13 protein-coding genes are annotated in these 18,500 nt (G+C 51.6%); 8 read left to right on the top strand and 5 right to left on the bottom strand.

Annotated elements, in window-relative coordinates:
* The first annotated feature begins 94 nt into the window (after window positions 1-94).
* Entirely contained in the window at window positions 95-1,120 is a 1,026-nt protein-coding gene (locus MMC1_RS09225) for an ABC transporter ATP-binding protein (RefSeq protein ID WP_011713461.1), read from the top strand.
* Complete coding sequence (locus tag MMC1_RS09220; protein ID WP_011713460.1) at window positions 1,110-2,492, top strand: hypothetical protein; 1,383 nt, start codon at window positions 1,110-1,112, stop codon at window positions 2,490-2,492. Before MMC1_RS09225 ends, MMC1_RS09220 begins: the two co-directional genes overlap by 11 nt.
* On the opposite strand, the gene MMC1_RS09215 is transcribed toward MMC1_RS09220, so the two are convergent.
* On the bottom strand, window positions 2,476-2,913 hold the full coding sequence (locus MMC1_RS09215; RefSeq protein ID WP_081436255.1) for a GIY-YIG nuclease family protein: 438 nt from the start codon (window positions 2,911-2,913) through the stop codon (window positions 2,476-2,478). The genes MMC1_RS09220 and MMC1_RS09215 overlap by 17 nt on opposite strands.
* Window positions 2,914-2,987: 74 nt before the next feature.
* Between MMC1_RS09215 and MMC1_RS09210 the strand changes: the two genes are divergently transcribed.
* Together MMC1_RS09210 and MMC1_RS09205 are read left to right on the top strand one after the other, a co-directional pair.
* The gene (locus MMC1_RS09210; protein WP_011713458.1) at window positions 2,988-3,740 is read left to right on the top strand and encodes a hypothetical protein; all 753 of its coding nucleotides are present in this window, start codon (window positions 2,988-2,990) and stop codon (window positions 3,738-3,740) included.
* Between the two features lie 96 nt (window positions 3,741-3,836).
* Window positions 3,837-4,775: a chemotaxis protein gene (locus tag MMC1_RS09205; protein WP_011713457.1), complete on the top strand. Its 939-nt coding sequence runs from the start codon at window positions 3,837-3,839 to the stop codon at window positions 4,773-4,775.
* A gap of 66 nt (window positions 4,776-4,841) precedes the next feature.
* Here the strand turns inward: MMC1_RS09205 and MMC1_RS09200 are convergent, their stop codons facing one another.
* From MMC1_RS09200 to MMC1_RS09190, 3 genes are all read right to left on the bottom strand, one after another.
* Window positions 4,842-5,165: an anti-sigma factor family protein gene (locus tag MMC1_RS09200; RefSeq protein ID WP_011713456.1), complete on the bottom strand. Its 324-nt coding sequence runs from the start codon at window positions 5,163-5,165 to the stop codon at window positions 4,842-4,844.
* A gap of 310 nt (window positions 5,166-5,475) precedes the next feature.
* On the bottom strand, window positions 5,476-6,291 hold the full coding sequence (locus MMC1_RS09195) for a cyclic nucleotide-binding domain-containing protein (RefSeq protein ID WP_011713455.1): 816 nt from the start codon (window positions 6,289-6,291) through the stop codon (window positions 5,476-5,478).
* 115 nt (window positions 6,292-6,406) lie between these two features.
* Entirely contained in the window at window positions 6,407-8,875 is a 2,469-nt protein-coding gene (locus tag MMC1_RS09190; RefSeq protein WP_011713454.1) for a tetratricopeptide repeat protein, read from the bottom strand.
* A gap of 351 nt (window positions 8,876-9,226) precedes the next feature.
* On the opposite strand from MMC1_RS09190, the gene MMC1_RS09185 reads away from it, so the two are divergent.
* From MMC1_RS09185 to MMC1_RS09175, 3 genes are all read left to right on the top strand, one after another.
* A complete protein-coding gene (locus MMC1_RS09185) occupies window positions 9,227-12,112 on the top strand; it encodes a molybdopterin oxidoreductase family protein (RefSeq protein WP_011713453.1) in 2,886 nt (961 codons plus the stop codon).
* A gap of 43 nt (window positions 12,113-12,155) precedes the next feature.
* Window positions 12,156-12,842, top strand: a complete 687-nt coding sequence (locus MMC1_RS09180; protein ID WP_011713452.1) for a 4Fe-4S dicluster domain-containing protein — start codon at window positions 12,156-12,158, stop codon at window positions 12,840-12,842.
* 67 nt (window positions 12,843-12,909) lie between these two features.
* Window positions 12,910-13,884, top strand: coding sequence for a dimethyl sulfoxide reductase anchor subunit family protein (locus MMC1_RS09175; RefSeq protein ID WP_011713451.1), 975 nt, complete (start codon window positions 12,910-12,912; stop codon window positions 13,882-13,884).
* A 246-nt stretch (window positions 13,885-14,130) separates the two neighbouring features.
* Here MMC1_RS09175 and MMC1_RS09165 read toward each other — a convergent pair whose 3' ends face one another.
* Entirely contained in the window at window positions 14,131-15,303 is a 1,173-nt protein-coding gene (locus MMC1_RS09165) for an SO_0444 family Cu/Zn efflux transporter (protein WP_160162690.1), read from the bottom strand.
* A 546-nt stretch (window positions 15,304-15,849) separates the two neighbouring features.
* On the opposite strand from MMC1_RS09165, the gene MMC1_RS19940 reads away from it, so the two are divergent.
* On the top strand, window positions 15,850-18,465 hold the full coding sequence (locus MMC1_RS19940) for an ATP-binding protein (RefSeq protein WP_011713448.1): 2,616 nt from the start codon (window positions 15,850-15,852) through the stop codon (window positions 18,463-18,465).
* The last annotated feature ends 35 nt before the right edge of the window (window positions 18,466-18,500 follow it).

Raw genomic sequence — 18,500 nt, 5'->3', positions numbered from 1 at the left:
GGGGCGCAACCGTGGCTACCCTGTTGTCGGCGTCGACATTGTGTTAAATTGACCCCATTTCCCTTTAGTCACTGGATATAAGATTAACAATGCCATGCTAGATCACGAACCCCATCAGCCCCCTCTCCCCCAGCAAGGCAACGAGAAGTTCACGGCTCCCCCACCCCAACCCAATATGATTGAGGTGGATGATCTTTTTTTTGAATATCCTGGCCGCCGAGTCCTTGATGGCATTAGCTTTACCCTGCCACGTCAGAGCATTACCGCACTGGTTGGCAACAATGGTGTGGGCAAAACCACCCTCATGCGTTCCCTAGCCGGTCTGCACCCCCCCTTCTCGGGCCAAATACGGGTTGCTGGCATTGATGTCATCCGCCACCCGCGACGCTGCCATAGAAAAATTGGCTATCTGGCGGATTTTTTTGGGCTCTATGATGATCTCACCGTCTCTCAATGCCTGCTGCATGCCGCAAGGGCCCACGGTTTAAGCCCTCAAGATGCCTCGCAACTACGCGATGGAGCCGTAGAACGGCTGGGTTTAAGTGCCCACATTAATAGCCGCTCGGGGCACCTCTCTCGGGGTCTGCGGCAGCGGTTGGCGATTGGCCAAGCCATTGTGCATGAACCCCAAGTGTTACTGCTTGATGAACCCGCCTCCGGTTTAGACCCCGATGGCCGCCGGGCACTCTCGCAACTGCTGCTCGAATTGCAAGAGTATGGTATGACCATCATGGTCTCATCCCACATTCTTGCCGAGTTGGAGGAGTATTCCAGCCATATGCTGGTCCTACGGGACCGTAAACATATTGATTTGCAACCCATTATGCCAACGCCAACCACCACCGAACGGCGCTTACGCCTCATGCTTTCCCAGCCTTATGATCCCCTACTGGCTCTGTTGCAAGCCCATCCGGCCATTAGCGAAATTGAGACCAACCAACATCGCGCAACGTTCCTGTTCCTAGGCTCCGCTTTGGATCAGCAGCAATTGCTGCATCAATTGGTGGTACAACAGGTTCCCATCTACAGCCTTTCCGAGGAACGCTTGCACCTACAGGATGCCTATCTGCGCCATATGCACAGCACCCCCAGCGAAGAGACGGCCCTCTATGCGCCTTAACCCAGAATTTTTACGCAATCTTTGGATTGAGATGAGTCTGCACCGTCTCATCGTCATGCCCATTGTACTAGGCGGCCTATTTTACCTTAGTTGGATGACCAGCAGTGTTAATACCCTATGGAACCCGCGTAATTTTTTAATTCTTACCTACACCGTGTTGGTGATGATGTGGGGGGTACCTCAAGCTGGGGATAGCGTGATTCAGGAAATTTTACACCGAACCTGGGATAGCCAACGCATGTCCATCCTTTCACCTTGGTCCATGACCTGGGGTAAGCTGTTGGGCTCCACCATCTTTACTTGGTACGGTGGCATCATGGTGTTGGGCATGCTCTATGCCGTAATGCACCTACACTACCCCTATTTCCCCACCACCCGACTTCACCAGCTCCTGCTCTATTCGGTGGGTTGCGGTCTTTTAGGGCAATCCCTGAGTCTACTGCTCAGCCTATTGAGCATACACGGAGGAAGTTTGCCTAGGCGGCGTTATATCAGCGGCCCTCTGGCGGTGGGTCTAGTGGTTAGCCTGCTCTATTTGCTGGGTGTCATCTTTTTCCTAGTGGTGCCTGACGCAGAAAAAGAGATGGTCTTTTGGCATGGCTGGCAAACAACCCTCCCCACCTTTACCCTCTACTCTTTAGCCAGTTTTTTACTGTGGAGTTGGTTAGGGCTGTACCGGTTGATGAGCCAGGAGTTACAAAAACCCACAGGTCCTTTGGTGTGGATCGCCTTTCTCATTTTTCTTTGCTGGTATGGTGCAGGGTTTATTCAGCTTAGCCCCAGTATGGAGGCTGGCGATCAACAGATGCTACAGCTCTGGCTGGCCCAGGCTATCATGGCGTTGCTCACCTATTTTGCCGCCTTCTTTGAATCCAAAAATCTGCTCTCCTACCGCAAAACCCTCTACTACGCCCGGCGTGGTGCATGGCGTAATTTATGGCACACGATTCCACTCTGGTGGGTCGGGCTTTGCTTGCTCACAGCGATGCTGCTCAATAGCTTGATGAGCCCCTTTCGATTGGAATTTACCCAGGCCACGCTTCTCTTCAGTGGTAACGCCCCGATACATCTAAAATGGGCGATGCTGGCTGCGCTATTGTTTATGTTCCGGGACCTTGCTTTAATGCAGCTTATCTATCTTAATCCCAACGGCCAACGGGCGCGAGCCACCATCATTCTCTATCTCTTGGTGCTCTATATTTTACTGCCCAGCGTTGCGGCCACTTTGGGTGCGGCCCACATCACCGCGCCACTTTTTTTCCCCATGGCTGGCTATGATCCCATCTTGATCGTCTCTCCACCGATGGTGGAGGCGTTGGTCGTCATTGGCCTCGCTTGGTCCCGCTGGAAAAGCCTTATGAAGAGCGCTTAGTAGGTGGCTGCCACAACTGGTAATGCAGGGTTTTTAGTCGATGACGTACCGACAGAATATGGGTTGCTCGCATACAATGGGCCGCACATTGGCAATCTGAAGCGCCCATGCGTGGTAGAGCCACCTCAACCCCAGGCAAAAGCAACAACTGTTGGGCGGTGACGCACTCTTGATCCTGTTCACTCATCCAAGCGCGTTGCAAAACCACTTGGGGATGGGTGGTCAGATAGTCAACATGCCAACGCAGCTTTTTTTCGGGAGCCATATGCCGCGCGATACGGGCATCCCAGCCACGCTTGGCTGATCCCACATAGAGGTAACGCCCTGCCTGAAAACGAATACACCCCAGCGCGCCTATGGTAATCTCTGATGGTCTACTCAGTTGCATCTCAATCACATAACTGGCCATGAAGCCTGCCATTTCCTTGCACTTTTAGCGTACTCTTTTCATAGTTTACTAATCATGCAATTTCACCTTAGACAAGGCAACTGATTATGAGCGAATCCTATACCACCGCCCTTGTGGTGGTGCGTGCTGAAGAGGGTAAACGGCTGATTGGACAAGCCGTTGCTCAACTTCCCCAGGTCCAGCGGGCGACCCAACAGGGACGTATGGTGGTGGTGGGCGGCAGCACAACCCGCTATGTCGCCCAAGCGCTTACCGGCGAAGATCCCGGGGATGCCCGCTTTGCTGTGGGATGGATTGCCGATGGCATATTGGGGGAAACCCCTGCCCAGGGACGTGGCCCCGGCCCCTTTATCTGGGAGGAGGGTACCCTCACCCGCGGTTGGCCAATGGATGTCTTATCCCGTTTTACCGCAGCAGACGTCTACATTAAAGGCGCCAACGCCTTGGATGCCGAGGGTCATGCTGGCATCCTAATGGCCTCTCCTACCGGTGGCACCATCGGTGCAGCCTACCCTATTTTAATGGCACGCGGGGCCGCGTTGATTCTTCCTGTCTCCTTACAAAAAATGGTCCCTGGCTCAGTCTTTCATACGGCATCCCTACTCGGGCAGCAGCGGGTTATGCGGAGCATGGGCTCTCCTGTCGGTCTACTGCCCATCCATCGACAGAATGCGACCATTGTGACCGAGTGCCAAGCCTTACACATTTTGCACAACCTCACCGCAACCGTGGTCAGCGCGGGAGGGGTGCAGGATTGCTGCGGCAGCTTAAGCTTGCATCTCTACGGGCGCCAAGTCGATATAGAGGCCGCCTGGGAAAGAATCCTACAGATGCGCTAATTCGGCAATTTGCATCACGCATAGAAGGAGCCATTGCTTCCCAACGTGGGTTTGCCTAAGGTGGAAATCCCTTTCATCAAATTTTGGGAGTCTCCTATGTCCATTAACCTTATGGATGAAGTGGATCAACGCACCAATCTGGCCTTTACCAACCAGATGGAGATGCTTACCTTCTATCTAAGCGATCATCAGCAATATGGAATTAATGTATTTAAAATCATTGAGGTTATTGAGACCCCTAAACAGGTTACACAGGTCGCTAAGCTCCACCCAGCCATTGTGGGTAGCATCAATTTTCGCGATACCATGGTAACAGTGCTCGACCTTAGCGCGGCGATGGGCCTGGATGCGGTAGCGTTTCGACAAGAGGTTAGTTACATCATTATTTGTGAATACAGCAACACCGTGCAGGGGTTTTTAATCAGTCAACCCAACCGATTGCTGCAAAAAAGTTGGAAAGAGATTAAACGTCCTGGTTATGGTGTGTTGGATCAAGGCTTTCTCACCGCCATTACCTATGACGAAGAAGAACATGCCATTCAAATTTTGGATATTGAGCGCATTCTAGGCGAAGTGTTGGGGATCTCCCTTGAGGTTTCTCAGGAGATCGTTAAGCAAGGTACAGGAATTGATTTTTCCCAGGCTTTGGTGTTGATCGTGGATGACTCGCGGGCGGCACTCAAAATGCTGGGGAACACCTTGGACAAGCTAAAAATACCTTTTGTGGAACAGAGCTGTGCAGAAGATGCCTTGAACTACCTGCATAAAAATTTGGACGCTGAAGGGCGTACTCCGGTCAACATGATTATCTCGGACATTGAAATGCCCGGCATGGATGGCTTTACGCTGACCCGTACCGTAAAAGCCCACCCGGAACTACAGAGCATTCCGCTTATCCTACACAGTTCTATGAGCAACAAGGCCAACCGGGATAAGGCGATTAAGGTTGGTGCGGATGATTTTGTGGCCAAATTCAAGCCCGATGAGATCGCCCGTGCCATTATGGAACATCTCGGGGTTATGTTGCCGGGATAGCGCTCCAGGCTCAGCAACAACAAAGCCCGATTCGTCAATGGGAATCGGGCTTTGTTGGCTCCATCTTTACCGTCTGCGGTTTAGGCCCGCTTGCGGTTTGGTTTCGGAGAAACTCTCCTTGGGAGAATGCGTTTTGGGCAACTCTCCACGCCCACTCTCCACCACCGCTTGGGTATCCCCATTATGGATGGTCATCATGATACGTTGGGTCAGATCCTCGGGATTATCCAGTGCACAGGATCCAGACATATAGCCTTTGAGCTGTCCCAAAGCGGCCAACAAAATTTGACACTCGGGACAGACCAGCAGATGCTCAATAAAGGCATCTCGAATCACCGGCTCCAACTCACCATCCAAAAAAGCCGATACCAATTCTGGATTACACTCCATTAAATTCCCCCCATCTATTCAGGTTAATCATCGCACGTGCCCCATTCCCCAACCCTATTTTTTTGCCCGTCTTTTTTACACCACAGTTTGCACAATCAGCAGCAGGATCTTCGTACAGCAGCCCCCCCCCCGATGGGCAGCATATCCGCAAAGTAAAAAGCGTCCCCTACGCACTTGTAACGTAGACCCACCATACAAGCGTAAGTTCCGTTCTTGCAGTGGTGAGACCAGACCAATTTTTGAAAGTTCAAACCGTTTTTGTGGGGATATTCCTAAATCGAAGCCGACACCCTGATTTTTTTAGATCCGATTAGCTGTAGAGATTGTCAATATTTTGAAAATGATCAATCTGTTGCTGCTGCTCACGCAACTGCACGGCACCGGCGGTCATGGCCTGGTGCCAAGCCCGGCTTGCGGCTTTGGGGATCAAATAGCCTTCACCAGCATAATATTCTGAGGGGTCTAACCCTTTGGTCTCTAAGGCGCGCATCATGTTACTGGGGAGTTTTTCACTCAACTTTACCATCTCGACTTCTTTAACGTTATCCCCCTTCACAATTTTGGCCTTTAACCCGCCAAGATGGGTAATCACCATGCCATCTTTACCCTCATAGATTACCCGATTCATACCGGCAGCCTGACGCTCCCGCGCTTTTTCAAAAGGATTTTCATGGCTGATTTTGGTGGGACCCCCTGCATTTTTTTCCATCACAATGCGCAGATCATCCAGATGTTTAATCAAAATCATAATCAATTTATCTTTAATTTTATCGCGCACATCAAAAGGAAGATCTTTGAGCATGCTGCGATGAAATTCGATCAAGAACACATCATCATTACAGACCACGCTGGTGGTACGTTTGCGGGGGCTTAAAAAGGCAATTTCACCAAACAGGTTACCCGCCTTAAGGGTGGCTACGGCGTCACCGATACCGCGTTTGTAAACCGCTAAGGTTCCTTTAAGAATAATAAAAAAGGAGTCCCCCTCATCATCTTCATTGACAATAGGATCGCCTTTTTGAAATTTAAGAAATCTTGCCCCATTGAGCTGTGAAATCGACTCCTTCTCTTCGCTGGTAAATCCACGAAAGAAGGGAAGCTTGTCCAAAAACACCCGCTTGATCATCCGATTTTACTCCACACGTCTAGGGCAAGGCGCTATTACCTAAAAAAATTAACCACACTTTCTCGTCTCAAGCAAAGCACAATCTGGACCACTATAACCACTTCATTCGCAGCGCTCAAGCGCACCATCGACGCCAAGCCTGGCGCAACAGCTCTGAAAAAGCCGGCGCAAAACGCAAAGCGCTGCCCACATGGCTGCTCTTTAAGCGCGACGGTAGTGCCATACGCAACCTTTCCAGGGCATCCAGATCAGCCGCTTTGGCGACGGCGCACTCAATATAGGCTTGGTCACTGTCGGCGATCCATGACACCAAATCCAGGTCAGTCAGGATACTGCCGCCGACCCGATCGCGCTGCCCCAGCCCCCAACGGGTTACGATGGGCACCCCTTGCCATAAACCTTGCAAGGTTGTAATGCCCCCATTAAACGGCAAAGGATCCAGTGCAATATCCACAAATTGATAATCTTCCAGATAGCGCCCATAGTCCGAAGGTTGGATAAAAATAAGCCGCTGGGCGCTAACCCCTAGGGCCGCCAGCTGTTTAACCAAAGCCTCGCGGGTCTCTGCATCACAAACAGAGGCTGATTTGAGCGCCAACCGACTGTTGGGCAGCCGTTTTAAAATTTCCCCCCACAATCTTAGGGTGCGGGGGGAAAGTTTGGCCAAATTATTAAAACAGCCATACGTTATATAGCCATTTTTACGCGCGGGTAAAGAGGCAACCGGCGGGTGTGGCTGGCAGGGCTCATAACAATAGAGGGCATGTGGCAGGCGCAAAATGGGTTCGCTATAAAAACGCTCCAATCCTGCTGGTGCGGTGTAACAATCCAAGATCACCCCATCCATGCAGCCCAGACCACTGCTATTGACATAACCGGCCCAGCTTAACTGTACAGGCGCGGGTTTAAGGGCAAACATGGGCAACCGGTTATCTGCCGTGTGTCCACCAAGATCCAACAACAGATCCACACGATCTGCCTGAATACGTTCGGCCAAAGCCTCATGGCTAAGGTGACGGATCGCTACCGTGTGATCGGCTAACGCCACGATCTCTTGAGAAATAGCATCGTGTTTTAGGGTGCCATCGTAGAGAAAATGCTCCATACGCACCCCTTTGAGTTGTTTAAGCAAAGGCAACAGCATCAACCCCATAGGATGGTGCTGTAGATCTGCCGACACCCATCCCACACGGATCGCCCGTTCAGGATTTTTTTGGTTAGGCCAATGCCGTCGTGGTACGTACTGTTTGCGAAGCTGAGCGCCAAAGCGCTGGTGATGGTTAAATAGTGTATATGGATCTATGTCCAGATAGTTTAATCCAAACAGATAGCTGGAAAAGGAGCTATAGGCCGAGGGGTTAAGCGTCAAGCCCTGGGCCATGGCATCGGTACCTTCTGCGGCGCGGCCTTGCTTGATCAGCACGGGACCAAGATTAAAAAAACCTTGGCTAAGTTTTGGGTTAAGTTGCAGTGCCTGCCGACAAGCCACAGCAGCCTCTGCCAGCCGGTATTGACGCGTTAGCGCCAAGCCGAGATTGGCATAGGCCATAGCCAAATCAGGCTGCAAGCCAATGGCGTGACGAAAGGCTTGCTCCGCCTCAACATCTTTACCCAAAATATGGCACAGCATACCAAAATTAGAGTGTACCGCAGCCCGTGAAGCATCCTGCTCCAGACTGATCTCAAAGGCACGCATCGCCTCTTGCCAAGCCCCCACAGCCTGCCAAGCCACACCCCGGGCATCCCACAGTTGCGGGGAAATTTGCTGAGCCTGCTCGGCCTGCACACAGAGATCCAGCGCAGCCTGATACGCCCCATCCAGTTGCAGGGCGTTGACATAAACCAGCCAAGGATCTTGACCCCGTGGCGGGTGTTGCACCATCCACTCAAAAAGCTGCGCCTTGAGGCCGGGTTTACGCAGTGAACGAAAGAGTGTAATCCACTGGCTGGTCGATAAGGCATCGTAGGCAAGCCCTTGTAGCAGCAAGGGCCAAGCTTCTTGATGCCGTGCAAGTCGCATCAATAACGACACTTTAAGGTGTTGATAGCGTACCCGATTGGAAGCCATGCTCAAGGCTCGCTCCGCAGCTTCTAACCCTAACAGCCACTCCTGTAAGCCCTCATAACAGCCCGCCACTGCCGCCCAAACGGCGGCGGGCTGCTCGCTGTGGTGGGTTAAGGGCTCCAGCATCTGCAAAGCATCACGGTGGCATTGCCGACCCATCAACAACTGGGCAAGGTTAAACCGAGCACCTTCAAGTTGAGGTTGCCGGTGCAAGGCGGCACGATAGGCCATTTCAGCTTCATCCAAGCGGCCAGCCTCCTTAGCCGCATTGCCAAGATTAAAGTGCCAGATATAGGATTCGGGCCATTGTTGGGTCACTTTTCGCAACAGCGCCAGTGCAGGCTCTGTTTTTTTTAAGCGCCGCAAGATAACCGCCAAATGGCCCAGAAAATAGGCATCCTCGGGAGGGGCTTGTAATAACGGTTCCACCAACACGGCTAAGCGCCGCAAATCACCCGCAGCCATGCAACGTAGTGCTTGCTCAAGCGCTGGATAGCAATCTTTATTTGACTCAGCCATCTTTTATCCTATTTGCCTGACCTTTCCCACTGGGTAGTGAGCAGGGTAGCATGCTTAGCACAGAATACCGAAAAAAGGGGATAAACCCCGAGACATTTGCTCAAAACCCTGGTACAACATGAAGCAGTCATTGATTAAATTAGCGCGCCAGCAAGCCACTTAATGAAATGTGACTTGACAACGCCCCTAAGTATACAACAAAGTGTTGTAGATGTGCCGTAGCCATAAAATTTATTTATGTATAATAAGTTTAAGGGACTAAACCGGTCTTATTTACGGTTTATAACCCTATCTACCGTCGGATTTATGTAAATTCGGCAATCCGTTTGTCAGCAACAACCGGTAAACGCCATGCAAGACCCCACGAAGATAAGTGATCGTGACAATGGCAAGGTGGAGATTAAGCATACCACCTGCTATATGTGTGCCTGCCGTTGCGGAGTACGTATTACTTTGCGCGATGGTGAAATACGTCACATTCAGGGCAACCCCGAACACCCTCTAAATAAGGGGGTCATTTGTGCCAAGGGCTCATCCGGTGTGATGAAGCAGCTCTCACCGGCGCGTCTGCTCAACCCCCTCAAACGTAAAGAGGGCAGCGAGCGCGGTAATCCAGAGTTTGAAGTCATTAGCTGGGATGAGGCTTTTGACCTCATGGAGAAGCGGCTGGGTGCCATCCGCTCCACCGACCCCAAAAAATTCGCTATGTTCACCGGTCGTGATCAGATGCAGGCCCTAACAGGCATGTTTGCGAAAAATTTTGGTACGCCCAACTTTGCCGCCCATGGGGGCTTTTGCTCCGTAAACATGGCCACCGGCATGATCTATACCATGGGCGGCTCCTTCTGGGAGTTCGGTGGTCCAGATCTGGAGCGTGCCAAATTGTTTGTGATGATCGGCACCGCCGAAGATCACCACTCCAACCCGCTTAAGCGTGAAATTGGCCACTTTAAGAGCCATGGTGGCCGGATGATTTCGGTCAACCCGGTGCGTACAGGCTATTCAGCGGTAGCGGATCAGTGGATTGGCATCAAACCGGGTACCGATGCAGCGCTGTTTATGGCGATCATCAACATTTTGATCAAGGAGGGGCTCTACGATAAAGAGTTCCTGCGTGAATTCAGCAATGCTGCTGAATTGGTCATTTTGGATGAGGGTCCCGAACAGGGCATGCTGCTGCGCAGTGGTGCTGAGAAACCTGCGGGTTGTTTTGATCCCGAAGATCGCATGTGGTATGACCGCAATAGCAAAAAAATTGTGCCTATGCGTACGGAAGGAGCCAACCCTGCCTTCTTGGGTGAGTACACCACCGAAGATGGTAAAAAGGTTAAACCTTCGTTCCAATTGCTCATGGAACAAGCGGAAAGTTGCACCCCCGAGTGGGCTGCGGAGATCACCGGTATTCCGGCTGAAACCATCCGTAATCTCGCTATTGAGATGGGTGTCGTCGCCCGTGATGAGCGTTTTGAACTGCCCATCGCTTGGACCGACGCCTGGGGCCGCAAGCATGAAAAGGTAACCGGTGTGCCGGTGGCCTTCCACGCCATGCGTGGTTTGGCGGCGCACTCCAACGGTTTTCAGACCATTCGTGGTCTGGCGATCATCATGTCCCTGTTGGGCACCATTGATCGTCCTGGCGGTTTCCGCCACCGTGCGCCGTTCCCTCGTCCCGTACCCCCAGGGCCGAAAAACTGCACCACACCGGAAGAGGTCCAACCCAACACCCCTCTGCCCCATGCACCTGTGGGTTGGCCTGCCAATCCTGAGGAGCTGTTCCTTACTGCGGAGGGGGGACCGGTCCGTATCGACAAGGCGTTCTCTTGGGAGCATCCGCTGTCAGCCCATGGTTTGATGCAAAATGTGATCACCAACGCTTGGCGTGGCGATCCCTACACCATTGATACCCTATTCCTGTTTATGGCCAACATGGCTTGGAACAGCTCCATGCACACCAGTGATGTACGGCAGATGCTTACCGATAAGGATAGCAACGGTCAGTATAAGATTCCGTTCCTTATTGTGGCAGACGCTTATCATTCTGAGACGGTGGCCTTCGCCGATCTGGTGCTGCCCGACACCACCTATCTTGAGCGCTACGATGTGATGTCCATGTTGGACCGTCCCATCTCCGAGTTTGAGGGTCCGGTGGATGCCTGTCGTGTCCCGATCATGCCCCGCAAGGGTGACAGCAAGCCGTTCCAGGATGTGCTCATTGAATTGGGTTCGCGCCTTAAATTCCCAGCGTTTACCCATGCGGATGGCAGCCGTAAGTTTGAAGACTACAAAGATTTCATCACCAATTTTGAGCTGGTCCCTGGTATCGGTTTCCTTTCCGGATGGCGCGGTAAGGATGGCGATAAGGTGATGCGGGGAGAACCCAACCCCGATCAGTGGAAGCGCTATGAAGAGAATGGCTGCTACCACTTTAATAAACTGCCTGAATCCATGCACTTTATGCGCAACTGGAACCGGGAGTATCTGGATTGGGCCAAAGAGAATAATTTGATGGGCTTCAGTGATCCTATCAATATTCATCTCTATTCGGAAATCTTGCAGACCTTCCGTCTGGCCGCTCAAGGCAAGCGCCCTGGTCGTCAACCACCGGATCATCTGCGCAGCCGGGTCGAGAAATATTTTGACCCCCTGCCTTTCTATCACCCGCCGCTTGAGGATCTGTTGGTGGATACCAAAACGTATCCCTACAACGCTCTGACCCAGCGGCCCATGGCCATGTACCACTCCTGGGATTCCCAGAACGCATGGCTGCGGCAGATCCATACCTACAACTATCTCTATATGAGCCCCCAGGTTGGTCGGGATAATGGCTTTGACGATGGAGATTGGGTGGATGTTGAGTCCATGCATGGCAAAATCCGCTGCATGGCGCGTTTCACCGAAGCGGTTGAACCCGGGACTGTGTGGACATGGAATGCCATTGGTAAGAGTGCCGGTGCATGGGGCCTCTCTAAGGATGCCTATGAATCCAAACGGGGTTTCCTGCTTAACCATGTGATTTCCGAAGAGCTGCCAGCCCACGAAGCGGGTGAGCATGTCTCCAACTCGGACCCGGTAACTGGTCAGGCTGCATGGTTTGACGTGCGGGTTAAGATCACCAAGGCTGAGGATTGCGAGCCGGTCTCTCAACCCCAGTTTACCCCTATGAAGGCCTATCCCGGCATGACCCTCATCTTTGATAAGTTGCGTGGGTATATGGCGGGCAAAGCTTCTAAGCGGTAATGGATTCCATTGTATTGACGAACTTGAACGAAGGCCAAGGATCATGACCCAACTGGCTCTAGTGATCGATCTTAATATCTGTGTAGGATGTCACGCCTGTGTAACCAGCTGTAAAAGTTGGAACACCTCTGGCTGGGCTGGCCCTCTGACAGACGTTAACCCTTATGGTGAAGATCCCCATGGGACCTTTTTCAACCGGGTGCAGACGTTTGAGGCTGGCACATTCCCGGATACGGAGACCATTCACTTCCCTAAAAGCTGTCTCCACTGCGAAGATGCGCCTTGCGTACCGGTCTGCCCCACTGAGGCCAGTTATAAACGCGAAGAGGATGGCATCGTCCTGGTGGACTATGACAAGTGTATTGGTTGTAAATATTGCTCCTGGAACTGCCCCTACGGTATGCGGGAGTTTGATCCTGGTGAGAAGGTGATGAAAAAATGCACCCTCTGCGTGGATCGTATCTACGATGTCAAACTGCCGGAAGCAGAACGTAAGCCAACCTGTGTGATGGCCTGTCCTGCCGGTGCCCGCGTGTTTGGGGATATTCACGATCCCGCATCCAAGGCATCCCAGCAGATTCGTGAAAATGGCGGCTTCCAGCTCATGCCTGAATTGGGTACCCAACCGGCTAACCACTATCTGCCCCGTCGTCGCAACCATGCGCACTTTAACGAGGCCGATGTGACCCGCTTGGATAACCCGATGGCTGAAGAGAAGTCATCCCTCTGATTTGGAATTTCGTTGGGTGGGCACCCAGGTGCCCTACCCCGGATCGCTTTGATATTCGGAGAACGCCATGAAACCGGCATATTCCGTCGTATTTCTTACCACCCTCATCGGTGCCGGCCAAGGCTTGGTCACCTCGGTGGTTACGACTCAAACTTTTGCTAAAGCCAGCGGCATTGATGTTGCCGCCAGCGGTTACTACGGTCTAGCCTCAATTGCAGCTTTAGGTCTCTTGTTGCTGGGTCTGTTTGCTTCGCTGTTTCATTTAAGCCACCCAGGTCGGGGTTGGCGGGCCATTGCTCGCTGGCGCACTTCGTGGCTCTCTAAAGAGGTCATGTTGTTGCCCGTGGTAATGGGTCTGGTGTTTGTCTATGCGGCACTGCACTTTCTTAAACTGGATTTTGTCGCCAACCTTGGCTTCGCCCAAGTGGAGTGTTCCTTGCTCATTGGCTGGCTGACGGTTGCGGCGGCGATGCTGCTGTTTGTCGCCACGGGCATGATCTACGCTTCGGTGCGTTTTTTCCAGGAATGGCACACCCCTCTGACCGTGTTCAACTTTATCCTTATGGGGCTCTCTTCTGGCTTTGTGGCGGGGGTGGCCTACAGCTACACTACCGGTAATGCCAAGATTATTAGTCTTAATGTCACGTTGGCCATTCTGTTTACTTCCCTCGCCATGGTGACACGGGTTTGGACCATTGTACGTAATGCCAATTTGGGGCCTCAAGCGACCTTGCGTAACGCCATTGGTTACCATCACCCCAACATTCAGCAGAAATCCATGGGCTTTATGGCTGGCTCTTTCAACACCAAGGAGTTTTTCCATGGCAAACATCCGTTGGTGTTGATGTTGGTAAAATGGTTGGCTGTGACCATAGCCTTTCCCTGTACGCTGATGTTTTTGGCCATTGGGGCGACCATGAATCTTCACGACATGGTGCTGTTTACCTTCGCTTTCCAAATGGTTGGTCTCTTTATGGAGCGTTGGTATTTCTTGGCCGATGCAACCCATATCCAGAATATCTATTACCAAAAGGTTGGTTAAGCCGGTCAGATATTCTGTTGGCACGATGATGCAAAAAAGAGGGGGCGTCTTTGGACACCCCCTCTTTTTTGTTCAAAAACAGACCAAGCTTACTTGGCAACAGGCTAGCCTCTTTTATTTGCCGTGGCAAAACCGGTTATGCATCTCTCCTTATGAGGAGCTGCCCCTTTTACCTTTGCCAGCCTCAGGGCCGTTTGCTCGACTGACCACGTTGCAAAGAGCTAAGCGGTTAACCAGCCGTTTGTTTTAAGCGTAGAGACGTTTCCACCCATAGCGCAGGCTAAAGCCCAGAAAAAGTACAACGCTGCTCCACTGTAGCAAAGCAACAAATCCTGTTTCACTGTGGCCGCTGCTCTCTTGTAAAGAGAGTTGTAAAGGCCATTGCATCCAAGCAAAGAGCGCATCGGTGGCCATGCCACAAGCGATTGCCCCAAATCCAATACCCAAGAGATAGGTCACTAAGCTGCTGCGCCCCAATTCACGACCCACCAGAGCCAGCGTTACCAAACTGGTGGCCGGCCCGGTTAGCAGAAAGACCAAAGCCATTCCTGGTGAGATGCCTGCATGTAACATGGCGGCGGCTAAGGGCGTTGAAGCGGTCGCACAGACATAGATCGGCACACTCATGAACATAATCGCCAACATGCCCAAAACTCCCCACCCCGCCAGATAACCCAACGTACCGGGTGGTACCCAAACCATCACCAAAGCCGCCAGCAGCAGCCCTATAAAGATCCACAGCAGCAGGTCATTTAATAGATCATCAAATGCGTAATGAATCGCCTGCTTGAGGCGCTGCCAAAACGGTTGTGGTTGATCCGCTGTGGGTGCTGTGGCACAACCGCACGCGGTACCACATGCCGTTGACATTGGATTATACTGGGCCGTTTTTTCATTTAGGGTAAGCGGTTGTACCCCTGCATCACGTGCCAGGGGTGCTGGGCTAAGCGCCAGCGTTACACGGTTTGGCGGGGTGCTTAAAGAAGCGTGCTCGGGGATGGTTGGGCTTGGTGTCAGACGCTGCCACCACCAAGTAAGCAGCCCGGCCAATATGGCGCATAATACCGCCGAGATGGGTCGCATAAGGGTGAGCCAAGGCCCTAACATGATCCAGGAGATGGCAATGGAATCTACCCCTGTTTCAGGTGTTGCCACGAGAAAAGAGACTGTAGAACCTTTCGAAGCCCCTTGTTTGCGCAGGGAAAGGGCCATGGGGATGACACTACAGGAGCAGAGCGGCAAAGGCGCGCCGATGATCGCCCCCCAGAATATGGGCTTAACACCCTTGCCGCCCAAAAAACCTGCCACCCAATGTTCAGGTACCCACACCTTGATAAAGCCAGCCAGCAGCAGTCCAAAAAATAACCACGGTGTGACATCCTGGAGCAGATCGATCCAAACTGAAAAAAAAGTTGCCACCCTAAACTCCTGTGCAAAACACGAACAACAAATGAGAACCATCACCATTTGCAATTATAACCCTGTGCTCGACACAATTCAATCGGTTCGATAAGTGTGCTGTGCCAGCCCCTTAAGTCACTTGCGGGGCTCGCTACGATGATGCCCCCAGCTTAGTAGCTGTGCAGCAGAGTATTCACACTATAAAAAAGCCCCGCCGCGACACCCACTAACAGCATTAAAGAAAATAAGGTCATGTTGATCTCCTTTAAAGTCATAATCCCAACAGCATGCATGATTGAGCATGGGTCTCGTTAGTTATGCGGGATGCCTGCTTAACCATAATCCACCAAACAAGCGCCTAAGGTAGATTGCCAAACGGCACACAATGAAGGGGGAGAGCAAAAAAAGGACCACTTTTTATGCCGAAGAAGCGCCATTCAAGGATTATCAAACGACCTCAAAAAATCGAGGGAGGATACTCTTTTTTACATGGATGGTTGCATTCTAGCGGTTGCCCTTTAGTATGAGTTAAGGGACATTTATTTACCCAATGGGGGGAACAACATGGTGCGATCTTTGATGGGTTCAACCCTCAGCAGAAGGTTATCCATTCAGGTTTTCATAGTAGCTTTTTTATTGGCACTGGTGACCAGTAGCATTCAAATTTCCACCGATCTAAACCGTGAAAAAGAGCGTATTGACCAAACCGTCCATCAAATTTTGGCCATGATGTCCCACTCTGCCGCCCTGGCAACCTACCAACTGGATAAACAGTTGGCTGAAGAGGTCATGGACAGTCTGTTTGCCTATGGTCCCATTCGGTGGGCCTCACTCAAGGATGATTTTGGCCATGAACTGGCCTCACGCTCGGCTCTGCATGACACCCATGTCACCGATGCCCTCGCCGTATGGTTGCTTGGACGGCAGACCGACTATCAAATTCAACTTGAGATGCATAAATCCAAACCACAACCGGTGGGTTTTCTTACGGTACAGTTAGATGGTCCGCGTATTGCCGGTGATTTTTTATTACGCGCCCTGCTCACCCTGCTGGACATTATGGTGCGCACCATTGGCCTCTCTTTTATTCTTACCCTACTGTTTCATCTGCGTCTGACCAAACCCTTAAAGTCGATGATTGACGATCTTGACCATACCGGCCCCCACGATGCCACCCGTACCGGTATTCACCCCCCTAAAGGACACGAAAATGATGAGTTGGGTGAATTAGCCGCGCATATGCACAGCATGCTGACCCAATACCGTCAGGTGCTTGGTGAAAGTTTACAAAACGAGGCGCGCTTACGGGCCGTGGTGAATGCCCTGCCAGATCTGGTTTTTTTGGTTAGCAAAGAGGGGCGCTGCCTGGAGATGCTGACGACCCATGAGGAGCTGTTACGCAACTACGCCCTCCAGACACCGGGCCATACTTTGGAGCGGTTGTTTATCTATGACCAAGCGGAAAAGCTGCAAAACGCCATTACCCGCACCCTTATCACAGGTCGTTTGCAAACGCTGACCTTTTCTATTACTGGCCGTGATAAAGCGTACACGTTTGAAGCCAGACTGACCCCCTTTGGTCAATCTGGTGGGCAACAGCCTGATTCAGTGGTCATGGTCGCCCGCGATATCACCACCCAGCAAGATGCGGTTAACCAACTTAAAGACCAACTACATTTCCAAAATGTGCTGTTGGATAATATTCCAACCCCGGTTTTTCATAAGGATAGCAATGGTCGATATTTGGGCTGCAACAAAGCCTTTGAGGATGTATTAGGCTTTGATAGTGAACAACTTGTTGGAAAAACCGTGTTTGACATCGTACAGCAGGATCTTGCCCGTCACTATGACCAAAGCGATCAATTTCTTTTTCTTAATGGTGGCAAACAATCTTATGAAACCGTACTAACCTATGCCGATGGTCTACGCCACGATATCATTCTCAATAAGGGGGTGTTTTATAACAACAATGGCGAAATCGCAGGGCTTGTTGGTGTTATTCAGGATATAACCGACCGTAAGGCTATGGAAAACCAGTTGCGTCAGGCACGCAAAATGGAGGCGGTGGGTACTTTGGCAGGGGGCATTGCCCACGATTTTAATAATATTCTTAGTGCCATCTTAGGCTTTACCGAGCTTACCTTTAATCAGGTTCCCCAAGAGAGCCGCGCTTATCGTAATCTGCAACAGGTCTATGATGCCGGTAACCGCGCACGAGATTTGGTCAAACGACTGCTGGACTTTAGCCGCCCATCGGATGTTGGCATGGTGGCGATGGATCCCATCACCGTCATTCGTGATGCTTTAACCCTGCTTAGAGCTACCCTGCCCAGCTCCATTCAGATCATCACCGATATACCCAAAATGGAGTTGCTGGTTAGAGCCGATCCAACCCAACTTCAGCAAGTAATGATGAATCTCTGCACCAACGCAGCCCGCGCCATGCGCAAAGATCAGGGGGGCAGCCTTACCGTCACAGTCAAACGGCAAGAGATTCGCGAAGAGTTACCCAACGCGCTCCATAAAGGTAACTATATCTGCATCTCTGTGCAAGATACCGGTTGTGGCATTCCAACACACCATCTGGAGCATATTTTTGATCCCTTTTTTACCACCAGCAAATTAGGGGAAGGAACCGGTTTGGGACTCTCTGTCGTACACGGTATTGTGCATAAACACGGGGGCACGGTGACGGTGGAGAGCGAGATAGGGGTTGGCAGTGTGTTCCGCGTCTATTTACCGACCCTAGAGCGAGGCTTTGACGCCCCGCCCCCACCAAAACCTGCCCAATTGGGCGAAATTCCACAGGGCATCCCCGAAGCCAGTATTATGCTGGTGGATGACGAACCGGATGTGCTAGAAGCCGCCCAATTGCAGTTAAAAAGAGCGGGCTTTTATGTGCAGCCATTCCAAAATCCACTGCACGCATGGGAAGCTTTTCAACGCCAACCCGACGCCTATGACCTGATCATTACCGATCATAATATGCCGGGGATGGTGGGATCACAATTGGCCAAACTCATTTTGCAGCTACGTGACGATATTCCTATTATTCTATGCACCGGATATAGCGAAGAGTTAGATGAAGAGCAGGCCAAAGCAATGGGCATACAGGCTTATTTAATGAAACCCCTGCTGGGTAAAGAGTTGGTGCATGAGGCCACACGCCTGCTTACTTAAATCGAGTTATCCCGCTTCGTTATCGAACATCACTT

This window comes from Magnetococcus marinus MC-1, assembly GCF_000014865.1.
In the GTDB taxonomy this organism is placed as follows: Bacteria; Pseudomonadota; Magnetococcia; order Magnetococcales; family Magnetococcaceae; genus Magnetococcus; species Magnetococcus marinus.
Note: the sequence above shows the minus strand (reverse complement) of the source record. Positions and strands in the feature narration are given on the sequence as shown.